At 69.3% G+C, this 16341-nt stretch carries 17 protein-coding genes and 1 pseudogene; 13 read left to right on the top strand and 5 right to left on the bottom strand.

The annotated features are described in order from the left end of the window. The first annotated feature begins 12 nt into the window (after nucleotides 1-12). Nucleotides 13-615, top strand: a complete 603-nt coding sequence (locus KIV56_RS11250) for a hypothetical protein (protein WP_281533520.1) — start codon at nucleotides 13-15, stop codon at nucleotides 613-615. Between the two features lie 42 nt (nucleotides 616-657). Here the strand turns inward: KIV56_RS11250 and KIV56_RS11245 are convergent, their stop codons facing one another. Then, nucleotides 658-1185 (bottom strand): universal stress protein, encoded by a 528-nt coding sequence (locus KIV56_RS11245; RefSeq protein WP_281533519.1) that lies wholly within the window; start codon nucleotides 1183-1185, stop codon nucleotides 658-660. A 121-nt stretch (nucleotides 1186-1306) separates the two neighbouring features. Here KIV56_RS11245 and KIV56_RS11240 point away from each other — a divergent pair, with 121 nt between their 5' ends. After that, nucleotides 1307-2599, top strand: coding sequence for a bifunctional glycosyltransferase family 2/GtrA family protein (locus KIV56_RS11240; protein ID WP_281533518.1), 1293 nt, complete (start codon nucleotides 1307-1309; stop codon nucleotides 2597-2599). After that, nucleotides 2596-4794, top strand: coding sequence for a glycosyltransferase family 39 protein (locus KIV56_RS11235; protein ID WP_281533517.1), 2199 nt, complete (start codon nucleotides 2596-2598; stop codon nucleotides 4792-4794). Before KIV56_RS11240 ends, KIV56_RS11235 begins: the two co-directional genes overlap by 4 nt. Before the next feature lie 40 nt (nucleotides 4795-4834). Here KIV56_RS11235 and KIV56_RS11230 read toward each other — a convergent pair whose 3' ends face one another. From KIV56_RS11230 to KIV56_RS11215, 4 genes are all read right to left on the bottom strand, one after another. Beyond that, entirely contained in the window at nucleotides 4835-5194 is a 360-nt protein-coding gene (locus KIV56_RS11230) for a hypothetical protein (RefSeq protein ID WP_281533516.1), read from the bottom strand. Nucleotides 5195-5397: 203 nt separating this feature from the next. Beyond that, nucleotides 5398-6066 carry an HAD hydrolase-like protein gene (locus KIV56_RS11225; RefSeq protein WP_281533515.1) on the bottom strand — a complete coding sequence of 223 codons (669 nt, stop codon included), beginning with the start codon at nucleotides 6064-6066 and terminating at the stop codon, nucleotides 5398-5400. A 144-nt stretch (nucleotides 6067-6210) separates the two neighbouring features. Further along, nucleotides 6211-6906 (bottom strand): endonuclease NucS, encoded by a 696-nt coding sequence (nucS, locus tag KIV56_RS11220; protein ID WP_281533514.1) that lies wholly within the window; start codon nucleotides 6904-6906, stop codon nucleotides 6211-6213. 40 nt (nucleotides 6907-6946) lie between these two features. Further along, the gene (locus KIV56_RS11215; protein WP_281533513.1) at nucleotides 6947-8215 is read right to left on the bottom strand and encodes an MFS transporter; all 1269 of its coding nucleotides are present in this window, start codon (nucleotides 8213-8215) and stop codon (nucleotides 6947-6949) included. A gap of 108 nt (nucleotides 8216-8323) precedes the next feature. Between KIV56_RS11215 and KIV56_RS11210 the strand changes: the two genes are divergently transcribed. The 10 genes and pseudogenes from KIV56_RS11210 to KIV56_RS11165 all read left to right on the top strand — a co-directional run bounded on the left by KIV56_RS11210 (nucleotide 8324) and on the right by KIV56_RS11165 (nucleotide 16319). Next, entirely contained in the window at nucleotides 8324-9130 is an 807-nt protein-coding gene (locus KIV56_RS11210) for an IclR family transcriptional regulator (RefSeq protein WP_281533512.1), read from the top strand. Nucleotides 9131-9269: 139 nt separating this feature from the next. Next, nucleotides 9270-10646, top strand: a complete 1377-nt coding sequence (locus KIV56_RS11205; RefSeq protein ID WP_281533511.1) for a cytochrome P450 — start codon at nucleotides 9270-9272, stop codon at nucleotides 10644-10646. Further along, nucleotides 10646-10909 (top strand): annotated as a pseudogene (locus tag KIV56_RS19805) (PEP/pyruvate-binding domain-containing protein); the annotation flags it as partial. The gene KIV56_RS11205 and the pseudogene KIV56_RS19805, both read left to right, overlap by 1 nt. 13 nt (nucleotides 10910-10922) lie before the next feature. Beyond that, on the top strand, nucleotides 10923-11762 hold the full coding sequence (locus tag KIV56_RS11195; RefSeq protein WP_348648566.1) for a PEP/pyruvate-binding domain-containing protein: 840 nt from the start codon (nucleotides 10923-10925) through the stop codon (nucleotides 11760-11762). Between the two features lie 82 nt (nucleotides 11763-11844). Next, on the top strand, nucleotides 11845-13092 hold the full coding sequence (locus KIV56_RS11190; protein WP_281533510.1) for a hypothetical protein: 1248 nt from the start codon (nucleotides 11845-11847) through the stop codon (nucleotides 13090-13092). After that, entirely contained in the window at nucleotides 12992-13762 is a 771-nt protein-coding gene (locus tag KIV56_RS11185) for a PEP-utilizing enzyme (protein ID WP_281533509.1), read from the top strand. The genes KIV56_RS11190 and KIV56_RS11185 overlap by 101 nt, the downstream gene beginning before the upstream one ends. Further along, complete coding sequence (locus KIV56_RS11180) at nucleotides 13755-14573, top strand: SDR family NAD(P)-dependent oxidoreductase (protein ID WP_281533508.1); 819 nt, start codon at nucleotides 13755-13757, stop codon at nucleotides 14571-14573. The genes KIV56_RS11185 and KIV56_RS11180 overlap by 8 nt, the downstream gene beginning before the upstream one ends. A 42-nt stretch (nucleotides 14574-14615) precedes the next feature. Continuing rightward, on the top strand, nucleotides 14616-14936 hold the full coding sequence (locus KIV56_RS11175; protein WP_281533507.1) for a 2Fe-2S iron-sulfur cluster-binding protein: 321 nt from the start codon (nucleotides 14616-14618) through the stop codon (nucleotides 14934-14936). Nucleotides 14937-14941: 5 nt separating this feature from the next. Beyond that, the gene (locus KIV56_RS11170; RefSeq protein WP_281533506.1) at nucleotides 14942-16021 is read left to right on the top strand and encodes an NAD(P)/FAD-dependent oxidoreductase; all 1080 of its coding nucleotides are present in this window, start codon (nucleotides 14942-14944) and stop codon (nucleotides 16019-16021) included. After that, complete coding sequence (locus tag KIV56_RS11165; protein ID WP_281533505.1) at nucleotides 15909-16319, top strand: oxidoreductase C-terminal domain-containing protein; 411 nt, start codon at nucleotides 15909-15911, stop codon at nucleotides 16317-16319. The genes KIV56_RS11170 and KIV56_RS11165 overlap by 113 nt, the downstream gene beginning before the upstream one ends. Nucleotides 16320-16341 lie beyond the last annotated feature (22 nt).

Below are 16341 nucleotides of genomic sequence, written 5' to 3'. Positions count from 1 at the left end.
AGGAGAGCGCTGGTGACCTGGGCACTGCACGGAATCATGATCGGCGGCGCGTCGCTCAACCTCTGCTGTGTGCTCGGCAGCCGGCGCTCCCGGTCCGGCCTCGCGGTCGTCTCCACCCTCGTGATGCTCGCGGCCATGACAGACTCGGCCTTCGGAACGATCGGCCTCGGACCCTTGCCGTGGGCGGCGATCCTGATCGCCTGGGGGCTGACCTGTTCGGCGCTGCTCCGTCGCCGACTCGCCCCCGTCTCACCGGCTCCCCGTCTCGCCGCTGAGGTGTCGCAGATCGACGTTCGCACGTCCCGGGAACGTCGATCTGCGACACCTCACGGGACTATGGGGCCGACCATGCTGCTGCACCACCCGCTCGGCCTCGTGGTCACGGCCGGCCAGCTGATGGCGCACACGGTGATGTCCCCGGGCGGCGGCGCGGGTGCAGCGGGGCATTCGCACTCGGATTCGCTCCTGCTGCCCCTGGTCTGCGCGGCCGGTGCGGCGTTCGTGGTCTGGTCTCTCGTGCTGCTCGTGACGGAGAGCCGCACCCGGCTCGAACGCGGGAACCTCCTCGGGATGTCGGCCATGACGGCGGCGATGGCAGTGATGCCCTTCGCCTGAGCCCCTGCGACGGACTCCTGCCAGTACTCCTGCCAGGGGCGGTCAGGCGGGCTCCCAGGGGAGGCGTTGCTCGAAGGGGACCGGCGCGAGCGGGATCATCACGACCGGCCGGTGCTGGCGATGCGCGAGGCGCACCGCGATCGACCCGCTGAAGAAGGCCTGCAGGCCGGCGCGGACGCTCGACTCCCGGGTGCCGACCACGATCATGGCCGCGCCGAGGGTGTCTGCGAGCCTGCCGATCGCGAGGGCCGGGTCCCCGGCGAGTGCCCGGGTGCTCCACGCGACCTGGCGCCCGTCAAGCGCGGCCGTGAGCCGAGCGACGAGACGGGGAGGGAGTGCCTCGTCGGCGAGGTCCACGACATCGGGGTCGAAGGACAGCGAACTCACGCTGCCGTCGGGGTGTTCCTCGATCACGTAGCGTCCGGTGTCGACCCAGGCGCAGACCAGCTCTGCCCCGAAGTGCTCCGCGAAGACGGCGGCCTGCTGCACGACGGCATCCGGCTGGCCGGTGTCGACCCCGACGACGATCCGCGAGGTGTACCGGCGGTTATTCGGCTCTGCGGCGGTCACTGGGCCTCCTTCGACCCCACCCTAGTCCGGAAGGAGGGCACAGGCGCTTCACAGTTTCTCCTTGCCGCACTCATAACCGGGCCAGTGGTCCGGCATAGGCTCGCGGCAGAGAGTAACCATCATGACCCGATCAGCAGCTCTCGCCCTCGACGTCGTCGTGCCTGTGTACAACGAGCAGCAGACCCTCGCTCGCAGCATCCGTGTGCTGCACGCGTACCTGACCGATCAGTTCGACGAACCGTGGCGCATCACCATTGCGAACAACGCGAGCACCGACAACACGGCCGCGATCGCCGACGCGCTCACGACCGAACTGCCGGGCGTCAACGCCGTGCACCTCGTCGAGAAGGGCAGGGGCCGGGCGCTCAAGCGGGTCTGGCTGGACTCGCCCGCCGAGGTCGTCGCCTACGTCGATGTCGACCTTTCCACCGACCTGCGTGCTCTTCCACCCCTCGTGGCACCGCTGCTTTCCGGTCACTCCGATGTCGCCATCGGCAGCCGGTTGTCGCGTGGCTCCCGCGTCACCCGCGGCGGCAAGCGGGAGTTCATCTCCCGCAGCTACAACGCCCTCGTGCGCACGACGATGGGCGTCGAATTCAGCGACGCCCAGTGCGGCTTCAAGGCGATGCGCCGCGACGTCGCCCAGCGGGTTCTTCCGCTCGTGGAAGACAACGGCTGGTTCTTCGACACCGAGATGCTCATCATCGCCGAGCGTGCCGGGCTCCGGATCCATGAGGTGCCCGTCGACTGGATCGATGACCCCGACAGCCGCGTCGACGTGGTCGGCACCGCCGCCGATGACCTCAAGGGGCTCGTCCGGGTGGCGCACTCGCTCATCACCGGCAGGATCCCCGTCGACGAGATCTACGCCGAACTCGGCCGACCGCCGTTCGAGCCGCCGACTCCACCGACCTTCCTCGGCCAGGTGCTGCGCTTCGGTGTGATCGGCGTGCTGTCGACCATCGCGTTCGCGCTGCTCTACCTCGTTCTCCAGTACGTGATGCCGGCCCAGCTGGCCAATTTTCTCTCCCTGCTCATCACCGCGATCGCAAACACCTGGGCCAACCGGCGTCTCACCTTCGGCGTGCGTGGGCGGCGCGGCGCGGTCAAGCACCAGGCGCAGGGTCTCGTGATCTTCGGCCTGGCCTGGCTCGTGACGAGCGGCTCCCTCCTCGTGCTGCATCTGGTGCGAGCGGATGCCGGGGCCCAGGCCGAGATCATCGTGCTCACGGCGGCCAACCTCCTCGCGACCGTGATGCGGTTCGTGCTGCTGCGGCTCTGGGTCTTCCGGAGCCACCGGATGCCGGCCCCGAAACGGATCGAACCCCGCACCTCACGCGACGAAGTGACCTCCCGCAGCGACGCGCCCTCCCGTAGCGACGCTCCCGCCCGACAGGAAGTAACCAGCTCATGACGACCCAGGTTTCCCCGCGCCCTGCTGCATCCCCTCACCCCGGCGCCTCTCCGCTGGCCGCCCGCTTCGTGGCGCGTCTCGCCGCCCTGCCGCGCACCCTGGTGCGCGGCAGGGCCGACTCCGCACGCTGGGAACGGCCGGCGCTGCTCGGCCTCTTGCTCGCGACTGCGGTGCTCTATGTCTGGGACCTCGGCGCGAGCGGCTGGGCGAACTCGTTCTACTCCGCCGCCGCGCAGGCCGGATCGGTCGACTGGACAGCGTTCTTCTACGGGTCCTCCGACGCGGCCAACGCGATCACCGTCGACAAGCCGCCGGCGAGCCTGTGGCTGATGGCCCTCTCGGTGCGCCTCTTCGGGCTCAGTTCGTGGAGCATCCTCGTGCCAGAGGCGCTGATGGGGGTCGCCTCGGTCGGCGTGCTCTTCGCCACCGTGCGTCGCCGCTTCTCGGCGGGCACCGCGCTGCTCGCCGGCGCCGTGCTCGCCGTGACCCCGGTCGCCGCGCTGATGTTCCGGTTCAACAATCCGGATGCCCTGCTCGTCCTGCTCCTCAGCCTCGCCACCTACTTCACCCTGCGCGGCATCGAGACCGGGAAGCTGACATGGGTGCTCTGGGCCGGCGCGATGGTCGGCCTCGGCTTCCTGACGAAGCAGCTGCAGGCGTTCCTGATCCTGCCGCCGCTCGCGGGCGTGTACCTGTACGCCGCACCGCACCGGTTCCTCACCCGGCTCTGGCACTCGTTCGCGGCCCTCGGCGCCGTGATCGTCTCCGCCGGCTGGTGGGTCGCCGTCGTCGAACTCGTGCCGACGAGCTGGCGGCCGTACATCGGAGGCTCGCAGACGAACAGCTTCCTGGAACTGACCTTCGGGTACAACGGATTCGGCCGGCTCACCGGGAGCGAGACCGGGAGCGTCACGGGAGGCGCCGTCGGCGTGGGCGGCGCGGGGGCTGCGGCCACCGGCGGCATGTGGGGCGAGACCGGGGTCTTCCGGCTCTTCCTCGGCGAGTTCGGCGGCCAGATCACCTGGCTGCTGCCCGCCGCGCTGCTTCTGCTCGTCGCGGCGCTCGTCGTGCTCCGTCGAGCCCCGCGGATCTCGCTCCGACGGGCCACGCTGCTGCTCTTCGCTGGCTATCTGATCCTGACCGCGCTGGCCTTCAGCTTCATGGCCGGGATCTTCCACGCCTATTACACGGTGGCCCTCGCCCCCGCGCTCGCCGGAACCTTCGCGATCGGCGCGAGTCTCGTCTGGATGAAGCGCACGGCGCTCTGGGCCCGGATCACGGCGGCCGTCGCGATGCTCGCGACGAGCGCCTGGGCGTGGGTGCTGCTCGACCGCGCCGTCGACTGGTTGCCCTGGCTGAAATTCGTCGTCGCCGCGCTCGGCCTGATCGCGGCCGCGCTGCTGATGGTATCGCCGCGGGCGGCGTGGCTTAGGAGACTGCCGGGGCAGTGGTGGCGCCGGGCGACGGTCGCGATCGCCCTCACCGGCGCGCTGGTGGCACCCGTTGCCTACACGCTCGACACCGTGTCCACCGCTCACACCGGTTCGATCGTCACGGCCGGACCGGCCGTGTCCGGCGGTATGGGCGGTATGGGTGGCGGTGGAATGCCCGGCGGACGGGCCGGCTTCCCCGGAGGCGCCCCCGGCGGATTCGCCGGGGGCGGCACTCCGCCGGCAGGCCGGACCGGCGGGAACGGCACTCTGCCGAACGGCACTCTTCCTAACGGCACTCTTCCTAACGGCACTGTTCCGAACGGTGCTCTTCCGAACGGCGCGACCGGCACGCTGCCGACCGGCGGGCGTCCCGGCGGTGCCGGAGGATTCATGGGATCAGCGAGCGTCAGTGCGAGCCTCGCCGCGCTGCTCTCGGTGGATTCCGGCAGCTACACCTGGATCGCCGCGGCCGTCGGATCGGACACGGCCGCCGGCTACCAGCTCGCAACCCAGCTGCCGGTGATGGCGATCGGCGGCTTCAACGGCAGTGACCCCGCCCCCACCCTCGCCGAGTTCCAGGCCGACGTGGCCGCAGGGAAGATCCACTACTTCATCGGTGGACGGACCGGTCAGGCCAACGGCGGATCGAGTGCCTCGAGCGAGATCGCGGCCTGGGTCGCCGAGAGCTTCACCGCCCAGACCGTCGACAGTGTCACGCTCTACGACCTGTCGGCCGGTGCAACGGCTTCGGCGGCGTCGTGATCGTCATCGATCCACCAGCGATCGAGGCCTCCGACACTGTTCACAGTGGTTGGCTTCGGCGTTGGTAGATCATCTTCGTTCCTGTGATGGCCCTCTGAACAGTGAGCAACTGGAGGGCGTGACTGTACGGAGCGATGAGCTGGTTGGCAGCCAGGAACATCAGGATTGCACGTGACAGGCGGAGCTGGACACGCACGTCCTGGCGTTCCTGGCGATCGGTGTCGAGCCAGGGCTTTCGCACGAAACGGTCGATTGCGACACGCAGATCGTTGGCGTGCATGGTTCTGGCCACCGCGCCGACGGGCTGGAACTCGCGCTCGGCAGCGAGCAACACGCGGTCATCGTCGGTCAGGGTGCCTTCTGCTTCGGTTTCCAGGCACTCCAGCAGGCGCTGGTACACGCGCGTGATGCGCTGGCGCGTGACGGGACCGCGGCGCCCGGCGAGCTCATGCTCGAAGAATGCCCGGAGGATTTCGTCGATGTGGGGCTGAGTCGTATTCATGGCGACAGGGGCGCAGGGACCACCGACATTCGGCCGGAGAACACGGTCGCCGCGGATGCCGGAGCGGAGCGTCGGGCGCGCGCCGCGGCATCCGCTGCCGGTCAGCCGAGGAGGAGCTTGGCGAGCTGGTCGACGGAGTAGACGGTCGCGGTCGCGGCGGCGGCCTCTGCGGGAGAACCGTAACCCCACTCGACGAGGATCGTCGGCACGCCGTGGGCTGCGGCGCCCTCGGCGTCGTAGCTGCGGTCGCCGACCATGACGGGGGTGCTGAGGCTCGCGCCGAGGGCGGCGAGGCGGTTCAGGGCCTCTTCGACGATGTCGGCCTTGGCGCTGCGGGTCTCCGCGTCACTCGCTCCGACGATGACGGTGAAGAACCGGGCCAGGTCGAAGTGCTCGAGGATGGTGATCGCGGCGTGTTCCGGCTTGCTCGTGGCGAGTGCAAGGGGGATGCCGGCCTCGTGGACGCGCTGGAGAAGGCCGGCGACGCCCGGGTAGACGGCGGTGTCAAGCATGGCTTCGCCGTGATAGTCGGCGCGGTAGACCGCGACGGCCTCGGTGGCCTCCTCTGCCGTCATTCCGGCGTACTCACGGAAGGCGGCGAACAGCGGCGGTCCGACATAGGCGAGCAACTCGGTGTCGCTCGGAACCGGGCGACCGAGAAGGGCGAAGGTCCGGGCGAGGGAGTTGGTGATGGCCGGGGCGGAATCGGTGATGGTTCCGTCGAGGTCAAAAAGAATGGCACTCCAGGTGCGAGTCAAAGTCGAATTCACTCGCTAATCCTAGAGGCCACCGGCCCGATTTCCCACGAAATAGTTAATTTCCCACTGTATTCCGGAATCCCCGAGGCTGCTACCTCTGCTGTCATGAGAGCGCTCCCTCGACAGAAAACGCTCGTCAGGACCCTCCCGGGCGGCTCAGAACAGGCGGGATTGCGTGTCGTCGAGGCCGCGCATCGCGTCGTAGTCGAGCACAAGGCAGCGGATGCCGCGGTCCTCCGCGAGCATCCGGGCCTGCGGCTTGATGACCTGCGCGGCGAAGACCCCGGCCACCGGCGCCAGGTGCGGGTCGCGGTTCATCAGTTCGAGGTAGCGGGTGAGCTGCTCGACCCCGTCGATGTCGCCGCGACGCTTGAGCTCGACCGCGACCGAGTGGCCGGCGGCGTCCCTGGCCAGGATGTCGACAGGGCCGATCGCCGTCATGTACTCGCGGCGGACGAGCGTGTGGCCGTCTCCGAGAAGGTGGATGTGCTCGGCAAGCAGTTTCTGCAGGTGCGCTTCGACGCCGTCCTTGATCAGGCCGGGGTCGATGCCGAGATCGTGGGCGGAGTCGTGCAGGACCTCATGAATGCTGACGACGAGTTGGTCTTCCGTCTTCGCGTGGGTGACTGTCCAGACCTGGGTGATGCCGGCATCCGTCTGTTCATCGTCGGGGACCTGCTCGACGAGGGAGCACGGCGGGCTCATCCAGTTCAAAGGCTTATAGGACAGGGAATCGCTGTGAACGAGCACTGAGCCGTCGGCCTTGAGCATCAGGAGCCTGGTGGCCAGAGGCAGGTGAGCGTTCAGGCGTCCGGCGTAGTCCACTGAGCAGCGGGCGATAACAAGTCTCACCTGTCCAGAGTAGTAGCTGAGCCGGGCTCCGAGTGTGTGGTCAGCGGCGGTGGCGCTCGCGGGCGGCCGGCGCGGCGAGGCCGGCGAGGGCCATCAGCCCGAGGATCAGGTAGAGGGCGTTGAGGATGCCCCAGGCCTGGCCGAGGACGCCGAGGACCGGCGGCCCGACGAGGAACGCGAAGTAGCCGATCATGGCGACGGCGCTGACCCGGGCAGCGGCGTTCTCGGTGTCGTCCGCCGCCGCGGACATCCCGACCGGGAAGCCGAGGGAGGCGCCGATGCCCCAGAGTACGGCGCCGCCGTAGAGCATCCACGGGCCCGCCGCGAGGATGAACAGCAGCAGGCCGGCCACGCCGACGACCGCGCACGCGCGCAGGACGGGCACCCGGCCGAACCGGTCGATGACGGGTCCGCCGAGCACCCGGCCCACGGTCATCGCTGCGACGAAGACGCCGAAGACGATCGCGCCACCGGTGTTACTGAGGCCGTGGCCGTCGACGGAGGCGAGGGCGATCCAGTCATTCGCCGAGCCTTCCGCGAATGTCATGCCGAGCACGATCGCACCGATCAGCAGGATCTTGCCGTCGGTCCAGACCGAGAGGGATGCCGCCAGGCGTGTCCGCCACGTCGAACGCGGGGCGCCGCGGCCGCCGGAGGCGTCTGCCTTCCCCGCTGCGGGCGTGACCTCGGCCTCGGGCAACGAGCGAACGGCGACGACCACCGTCGCGACGGCGAGAAGCGCGATCACGAGCAGGTGCCAGAAGACCGACACCGACAGGGCGGATGCCGCGGCGCCGACGAGCGCGCCGACCACGGTGCCGAGGCTGAAGCACGCGTGCATGAGCGGCATCAGGGTCCTGCCGATGGTGCGTTCGACCGCGGCGCCCTCGACGTTCATCATCACGTCGAGTGAGCCCATCCCGAGCCCGACGAGGGCCAGCCCGGCGAACACGACCGGGGCCGAGAGCAGCAGAGTCGAGCCGACGCCGACCAGTGCGAGGCCGATCGCGGAGGTGCTGATGCTGATCGTCATTGCGCGACGGGAGCCGAAACGGTCGAGCAGGCGCACGGCCGCGACAAGGCCGAGCACCGAGCCGACAGAGAGGCCGAAGATCAGGACGCCGACGAGAGCGGTGTCGAGTCGGAGGCTGTCGCGGACCGCTGGAATCCTGGCGACCCAGCTCGCAAGCGTGAGCCCGCTGACGAAGAAGACCGCGAAGACCGCGTTCCGTGCGGCGAGGGCGCCCGAGCGGTCGGTCGCACCCGGCCGGGGACCGGCCGCGGCCATGGATTCGGAGGGCGCGGTCATGACGGTTCCTTCTCGGACTCGAACGGGGGTGGGTCCCGTCAACGCTAGTCGATCTTCGGCGACGTACGATGGGCTCGTCAGGAGCGCAGCGGGGCGCGAGGGGGAACTGTGGCAGGACGAACCACCTCACCGGGGCAGACGGTCACCTCGCGCGTGCTGAGCCTCCTCGCCGTCTTCGAGTCCAGCCCCTCCGCACGGACCCTCTCCGAGATCTGCGCCGAGAGCGGCCTTCCCCAGAGCACCGTGCACCGGCTGCTCGGCGAGCTCGAGGAGTGGGGCGCCGTGCAGCGGGATGCCCGGGGCCGGTACCAGATCGGCCTCCGGCTCTGGGAACTCGGCCAGCATGCCGGGCGGCAGCTGCGCGACGTCGTGCGCCCGTACCTGCAGGACCTGTTCGGCCTCACGCAGGAGACCGCCCACTTCGCCATCCGCGACGGCGCGGACGTGCTCTACATCGACCGGGTCTACGGGAGCAGGAGAGTCCCGCAGGCCTCCCGCGTGGGCGGGCGCCTTCCGATGCACGCAACCGCGGTCGGCCGGGCGATCCTCGCCTTCGAGGACGGATGGGTGCGTGACGCCGTGCTCGGCGCGGCACTCGTGCAGCGCACCCCGTTCACGAAGGCCGACCCGGAGCAGCTCCGCAAGGAACTCGACAAGGTACGCGGCCAGGGCTTCGCCGTCGCCTCCGAAGAGGTGCGGCTCGGATCGTGCTCCCTCGCCGTCCCGGTGTTCCAGGCCGACGGGCGCATCTTCGGCGGCCTCGGGATCGTGCTGCCGACCTCGCGGGCGCACCAGCTCGAACGCAACCTGCCCATCCTGCTCGGCACGGCCGAGCGCATCCAGGCGGGGATCGCGCACCTGCCGAAAGCCGCACTGCAACCGGCCGCGCGTGCCCGCAAGCCGCAGCAGACCTGAACCGGCCAGAACGGGCCCACCCAACCTCACTTCCGCCCAGTGGGACAAGCCCTGCGCTTCCCAGCCCCGGGAGCATTAGATGGAGCCAGATCCCCGCAGAAGTGGACAGTCCCCGCAGACGTGGACAGAAGGAGCACTCGTGAACGCTCAGCCCGTGACGGCACAGCCCGCCACCACGCAGCCGGCCGCAGCCCAGCCGGCCCCCGGCCAGCCCGTCGCAGGGCAGTGCCCGGTCGACCACCGCGCGCTCGCCGCGGCCGCCGCCGCGGAGAGCACCGCCGGCCACCACGGCTATTCCCCGTTCGACATGAACGACCCGTTCCCGGCATACGCCGAACTCCGCGAGGAGGAGCCGGTGATGTTCGACGAGCGCATCGGCTACTACGTCGTCTCCCGGTACGCGGACATCAAGGCCGTCTTCGACAACTGGGTCGTCTTCAGCAGTGAGAACGCCCAGGCCCCCGTGCGGCCGCGCGGCGCCGCCGCGACGAAGATCATGGCGGACGGCGGTTTCACCGCATACTCGGGCCTCTCTGCCCGCGTTCCCCCAGAACACACCCGGATGCGCACGATCGTGCAGCAGGAGTTCAGCCCACGACGGTACAAGGCCCTCGAGCCCACCATCCGGGAGAACACCGCCCGGCTGCTCGCGCAAATGCTCGCGCATCCGGATGCCCGGGGCGACTTCCTGAAGGACGTCGCCGTCGACATCCCCACCATCACGATCCTCGGCCTGCTCGGCGTCGGGCCCGACATGGTCCCGACCTACAAGAAGTGGTCGGACTCGCGGGCCGCGATGACCTGGGGCGACCTGAGCGACGAGGAGCAGATCCCGCACGCGCACAACCTCGTCGACTACTGGACGGAGTGCCGGCGCCTGGTCTCCGCCGCCCACGAGGCCATCGGTGCCGGAACGGCGGGCACCGACCTCGTCACCGACCTCGTGCGCGCCCAACTCGCCGGCGGCGAGATCTCCGACCATGAGATCGCGTCGGTCTGCTACAGCCTGCTCTTCGCCGGCCACGAGACCACGACGACGCTCATCTCCAACACGATCCGGATGCTGCTCAGCCACCCCGGCGAGTGGCAGAAGCTCGTCGAAGACCCCAGGCGCATCGCAGGGGCGATCGACGAGACGCTGCGCTACAGCCCCTCGATCGTCGGCTGGCGGCGCAAGGCCCTCGTCGACACCGAGATCGCCGGCACCGCTATCCCGAAGGGCGCGAACATCCTGCTGCTGATGGGAGCGGCCAACCGGGACCCGAGCGTCTTCGAGGATCCGGAGGTCTTCGACATCGAACGGGCCAACGCCCGCACCCACCTCTCCTTCGGCTTCGGCATCCACTACTGCCTCGGCAACATGCTCGCCAAGCTGCAGGACAAGATCGTCGTCGAAGAGACGATCCGGGCCGTCCCCGGCCTGCGAATCGTCGATCCCGAAGCGATCGTCTTCGGAGACAACCTGTCGTTCAGGGCGCCGACGTCGGTTCCCGTCACCTGGGAGGCCAACGCCTGATGGAAACCACAACCCCCGGAGTCACCGCAACACCCGCATCCCACGCCGCATACATCCAGTTCTTCGACGGCGGGCTTCCCCCGCTGCACGAGCAGCTCGGCGGCAAGTGCGCCTCCCTCGTCGCGCTCACCGCGGCCGGGATGCCCGTTCCCCCCGGCTTCGCCATCACGACGGCCGCATACGACGCGTTCATCCGCGAAGCCGGCATCGAGAAGGACATCCACGAGATGCTCGCGAAGCTCGACCCCGACGACGTGGCCGCCGTCGACCGGGTGTCTGCGCAGCTGCGCCTCGAGATCACCTCACGGCCGGTGCCCGCAGAGCCTGCACGCCACGACCATCGAGGCGTACGAGGCGCTTCAGTCGCGCTTCGAGTCCCCTGTCCCGGTCGCCGTGCGGTCCTCCGCGACGGCGGAGGACCTGCCGGATGCGAGCTTCGCCGGCCAGCAGGACACCTACCTCTGGCTCCTCGGCGTGAAAGACGTCACCGAACACATCCGCGCGTGCTGGGCCTCGCTCTACACCTCCCGGGCCATCATCTACCGGCTGAAGAACAAGATCCCGAACGAAGGCCTCTCGATGGCCGTCGCGGTACAGAAGATGGTGAACGCCCGGGCCGCGGGCGTCGCGATCACGATGGACCCGACCAACGGCGACCGCTCCAAGATCGTGATGGAAGCCTCCTACGGGCTCGGCGAGCTCGTCGTCTCCGGGCAGGTGACGCCGGACAACATCACCGTCGACAAGGTCATGCTCATGGTCGTGAAGCACTCGATCGGCGACAAGCACGCCGAACTCGTGCCGGACCCCGCGAGCAGGTCCCTCGTCGAACGCGAGGTCTCGGCAGAGCGCCGGGGGCGGCTCTGCATCAGCGACACCGAGATCACCGCGATCGCCGCGATCGCCAAGCGGGCAGAGAAGCACTTCCGGTGCCCCCAGGACATCGAATGGGCCCTCGACCGGGACCTGCCGGACGGGGAGAACCTGCTCCTCCTGCAGTCGCGCCCCGAGACGGTGTTCTCGTCGACGGCGTCGGGTTCGATCCCGACGCAGTCCGCCGGGTTCGGTATCGAGAGCATCACCCGCTCGCTCATGACGCAGGCCGGCAAGGCCTGATCTCCTGCAGCATCCGCTGCGCCTCATCTCTCCCCCCGCTCGTCCCCTCCACCCGCGTTTACCCACACAGAACGGTTGCCCCATGACAGAGAAGTCATTCCCCAGCCCGTACGACCAGCAGCCCGCGGCCGCCGCAGAGGGCTGGAAGGACCTCTACGCCTACAACCTGGTCTTCCAGGAGAACCGGCGCGAGGTCGAGGAGGCCAAATTCTGGTTCTGCGACAGCCAGCACTGGCCCACGGTGACCAAGCCCTTCGAGACCATCGGCTTCGAGTTCGCCGTCTCCTGCCTCGGCCAGTACAACTCCCGGCACCTGCTCATCCCGCCGGCCAACGGCATCGAGTTCCGCATCCACAACGGCTACGTGTTCATGTCACCGGTCGGGGTTCCCGAGACCGAGATCGCCGCCCGCGTTCCCGAGTTCATGGCCCGCGCCGGTCACTACTTCCAGAACTGGGACGGACTGCTCGAGAAGTGGCAGGGCAAGATCCGCGGCACGATCGACGAGCTGGGCGCGCTGTCCTTCGAAGCGCTGCCGGATGCTGTTCCGCTCGAGGACGTCACGAGCGGCAAGGGTCTCGGCCCGAACGATACGCTCCTCGGCAACTTCGACAAGCTCATCTCGCTCACCTACCGGGCCTGGCAGTACCACTTCGAGTTCCTCAACCTCGGTTACGTGGCCTACCTCGACTTCTTCAGCTTCTGCAAGGAGGTCTTCCCCGGCATCCCGGACCAGGCCGTCGCGAAGATGGTGCAGGGCGTCGACATGGAGCTCTTCCGACCGGATGACGAGCTCAAGAAGCTCGCCAAGCTCGCCGTCGAACTGGGCGTCGACGGTCACTTCGGCAACACCGAGGACCCGGAGGCGACCCTCGCCGCGATCGGCTCCTCCGCACGCGGGGCAGACTGGCTCACGGCCTGGGCCGAGGCGAAGGACCCCTGGTTCAACTTCACGGTCGGCAACGGCTTCTACGCCCACGACAAGTACTGGCTGGACCACCTCGAGCCTGCCGCTCGGCTACATCGCCGACTACATCGTGCGCGTGCAGAACGGTGTCGGCATCGACCGCCCCGTCGCAGAGCTCATCGCGGAACGGGACCGCATCACCGAGGAGTACTCCGAACTTCTCAGCCCCGAACAGCTCACCGCGTTCCAGGGCAAGCTCGGCCTCGCCCGACAGGTCTACCCCTACGTGGAGAACCACAACTTCTACATCGAGCACTGGACCATGGGCGTCTTCTGGCGCAAGGCCCGCCAGCTCTCGAAGATGCTCTCCGACGCCGGGTTCTGGCCGGAGGCGAACGACATGTTCTACCTCCGCCGCGATGAGGTGCGCGAGACGCTCTTCGACTACGTCACCGGCTGGGCCGTCGGCGCCCCCGCGATCGGCCCGGACTACTGGCCTGACGAGGTGGCCCGTCGCCGGGTCATCGTCGACGCACTCTCCGAGGAGCGCCCGCAGCCGGCGCTGAACACCCCGCCCGCCGTGATCACCGAGCCCTTCACCCTGATGCTCTGGGGCATCACGAGCGACCAGATCAAGAACTGGCTCGGCGACTCCGACGCGCCGGAGGGCGAGTTCCGCGGCATGGCCGCCTCGAGCGGCGTCGCCGAGGGCCCGGCCCGCGTCATCAGCAGCTCCGACCAGCTCTCCGAGGTGCAGGAAGGCGACATCCTCGTCGCTCCCGTCACCGCGCCGTCGTGGGGCCCGATCTTCGGGAAGATCCGCGCGACCGTCACCGACATCGGCGGCATGATGAGCCACGCGGCCATCGTCTGCCGTGAGTACGGGATGCCGGCGGTCACCGGAACCGGAACCGCCTCCGCCCAGATCAAGACGGGACAGTGGCTGCGGGTCGACGGCAACAACGGAACCGTGACGATCGTCGAAGACCACGACGACGCCGTCGCAGGCCTGGCCCACGAGCACGACCTCGCCCTGGCCCCCGCCGCGGCGGCCCAGCTCGACGCCGTCCTCGCCGAGAGCAGCCGTGCCTGAGCGCGGCACGGCCGGGGCCTCGCAGAGGACGGTGCTGATCACCGGCGCCGCCGGCGGCCTGGGCCGTGCCTTCGCCCTGGGCTTCGCGGCCCAGGGCGACCGGGTGGTCGTCGCAGACGTCAACCTCGAGGGGGCTCGGGAGACCGTCGCGCTCGTCGAGGAGGCCGGCGGCACCGCCATCGCCCTCCCGGTCGACGTCACCGACCTCGCCTCGGTCACCCGGCTGGCGGCGGATGCCGCCGGCTGGGCCCCCGAGGCCCGGCCCGGCGCATCCGCCCCCGGTCTGGCGCCCACGCCGCACGCCGGCGTGATCGACGTCGTCATCAACAACGCCGCGATCTACGCGACCGTGACCCGTGCCCCCTTCACCGACCTCGACCCGGACGAGTGGGACCGGGTGATGGCCGTCAACCTCAAGGGGCCGTGGCTCGTCACCCGGGCGTGCACGCCGTACCTGCCGGACGGAGGAAAGGTGATCAACCTCTCCTCCGCAACCGTGATGAGCGGTTCGGCGCACTGGGCCCACTACGTGGCCTCGAAGGGCGGCGTGATCGCCCTGACCCGGGTGCTCGCCAAGGAACTCGGCGACCGCAACGTGACCGTCAACGCGATCGCACCCGGCTTCACCCTGACCGAGGCCAGCTACGGACTCATCGCGGGCGCCGAGAGCTACGGCGTCGACAGGGGCTCGCTCAAGCGGGCCTGCGAACCGGAGGACATCGTCGGCGCGGCCCTGTTCCTCGCTGCACCGGGCAGCGACTACATCACCGGCCAGACCCTTGTGGTCGACGGCGGCCGACAGTTCCTCTGACCCATCCGTAACCCCCGAGAACCGAACCAGGAGACCCGAGAAATGCCAACCGTGAGCTACGTCGCCTTCGACGGCACAGAGACCATCGTCACCGGATTCGCGGGCGATTCCGTGATGGAGACCGCGGTGCGCAACGGCGTCCCCGGCATCGTCGCCGAGTGCGGCGGCAGCCTGTCCTGCGCCACCTGCCACGTCTTCCTCTGCGCCGACAGCGCAGGTCTCTTCCCGCCGAAACTCGACCTCGAGGACGACATGCTCGACGGAACCGCCGTCGACCGGGAAGACAACTCCCGGCTCTCCTGCCAGCTGAAGCTGACGGACGAGGTCTCCGTGCACGTGCAAACCCCCGAAACGCAGGTGTGACCGACATGGGCGACACGACCGCGTCCCCCCGGCTGGGCACTCTCATCATCGGCAACTGCCAGGCCGGGGTGCAGCTCGCCTCGACCCTGCGCGAACTCGGCGACACCGACCCGATCACCCTCGTCGGAGAGGAACCGCACGCACCGTACCAGCGGCCGCCGCTCTCCAAGGCGTTCCTCAAGGGCGAGGCGACCGCTGATTCCCTGGCCTTCCGCAGCCACGATTTCTACCGGGAGCATTCCATAGACCTCGTGCCGCGGGAGCGGATCTTCCGCATCATCCGGACCGCGGACGGTGGCGTCGCGACGGCAGAGTCCGGCCGCACCTTCGCGTTCGCCCGGCTCGCGCTCACCACGGGAGCCGTGCCGCGCACCATTCCGTTCGAGGGCTCCGAGCTCGAGGGCGTCAGCTACCTGCGCACCGCGACAGAGGCGACCGTGCTCGAGCAGCAGTTGCGTGAGGCGCGGAACGTCGTGGTCGTCGGCGGCGGCTTCATCGGCCTCGAGGTCGCAGCGGGGGCCAGGGCCGCAGGCAAGAACGTCACCGTGCTCGAGGCCGCTCCCCGGCTCGTCGGGAGGGCGGTCTCCGAGCAGACCAGCGAGTTCTACCTGCAGGCGCACCGGCGCCGCGGCATCCGTGTGGTGCTGAACGCGCAGGTCGTGCGGTTCGTCGGCGAGCACGACAGGGTCACCGGGGTCGAGCTCGGTGCTGGCGACGCCGACGGCTCCGGCGAGATCGTGGCGGCGGACGTCGTGCTGATCGGTGTCGGGGTCGTCCCGCGCACCGAGCTCGCCGTGCAGGCTCGGCCTCGAGGTCGAAAACGGCATCGTGGTGGACGCCAGGGCCCTCGCCTCCGACGGGCTCACCGTGGCCGCCGGGGACTGCGCGAACATGCCGAACCCGTCGATCGGGGACTTCGGCGTCGGCCGCATCCGCCTCGAAAGCGTGCAGAATGCCGTCGAGCAGGCCAAGGTGGCCGCGGCGACCCTGCTCGGGCTCCCGGCAGAGCACCGGACGGTGCCGTGGTTCTGGTCGGACCAGGCCGACCTCAAACTGCAGATCGCCGGGCTGAGTGGTGGGCATGACCGGGTGGTGCTTCGCGGCGACCCGGACTCCGAGAAGTTCTCGGTGCTCTACTACCGGGGCGGCCGGCTCATCGCCGCCGACTGCATCAACAGCCCGCTCGATTTCATGGCCGTGAAGAACGCCTTGCACAAGGGCCTCTCGGTGCCGGCGGATGTCGCGACGGACACCACCGTTCCGCTCAAGAAACTCTTTGCGGCCGTCGAGACGTCGGATGCCGGGCGTGCGGCGTCCACGCCGGTCGCCGTTGATCTCGCTCCCTCCGCAGTCCCCGTTCCCGCCGGCAGTCCGGCCGCTTAGCCCCAGCCTCCGCGCTCCGGCG

The sequence above is a fragment of the Cryobacterium breve genome (genome assembly GCF_027594785.1).
In the GTDB taxonomy this organism is placed as follows: Bacteria; Actinomycetota; Actinomycetes; order Actinomycetales; family Microbacteriaceae; genus Cryobacterium; species Cryobacterium breve_A.
Note: the sequence above shows the minus strand (reverse complement) of the source record. Positions and strands in the feature narration are given on the sequence as shown.

Bases quoted from the DNA above. Each gene is read 5' to 3' on its own strand.
- KIV56_RS11190 (WP_281533510.1), top strand. From the start codon at position 11,845: ATGACAGAGAAGTCATTCCCCAGCCCGTACGACCAGCAGCCCGCGGCC.
- KIV56_RS11185 (WP_281533509.1), top strand. From the start codon at position 12,992: ATGGGCGTCTTCTGGCGCAAGGCCCGCCAGCTCTCGAAGATGCTCTCC.
- KIV56_RS11170 (WP_281533506.1), top strand. From the start codon at position 14,942: ATGGGCGACACGACCGCGTCCCCCCGGCTGGGCACTCTCATCATCGGC.
- KIV56_RS11240 (WP_281533518.1), top strand. From the start codon at position 1,307: ATGACCCGATCAGCAGCTCTCGCCCTCGACGTCGTCGTGCCTGTGTAC.
- KIV56_RS11215 (WP_281533513.1), bottom strand. From the start codon at position 8,215: ATGACCGCGCCCTCCGAATCCATGGCCGCGGCCGGTCCCCGGCCGGGT.
- KIV56_RS11235 (WP_281533517.1), top strand. From the start codon at position 2,596: ATGACGACCCAGGTTTCCCCGCGCCCTGCTGCATCCCCTCACCCCGGC.
- KIV56_RS11175 (WP_281533507.1), top strand. From the start codon at position 14,616: ATGCCAACCGTGAGCTACGTCGCCTTCGACGGCACAGAGACCATCGTC.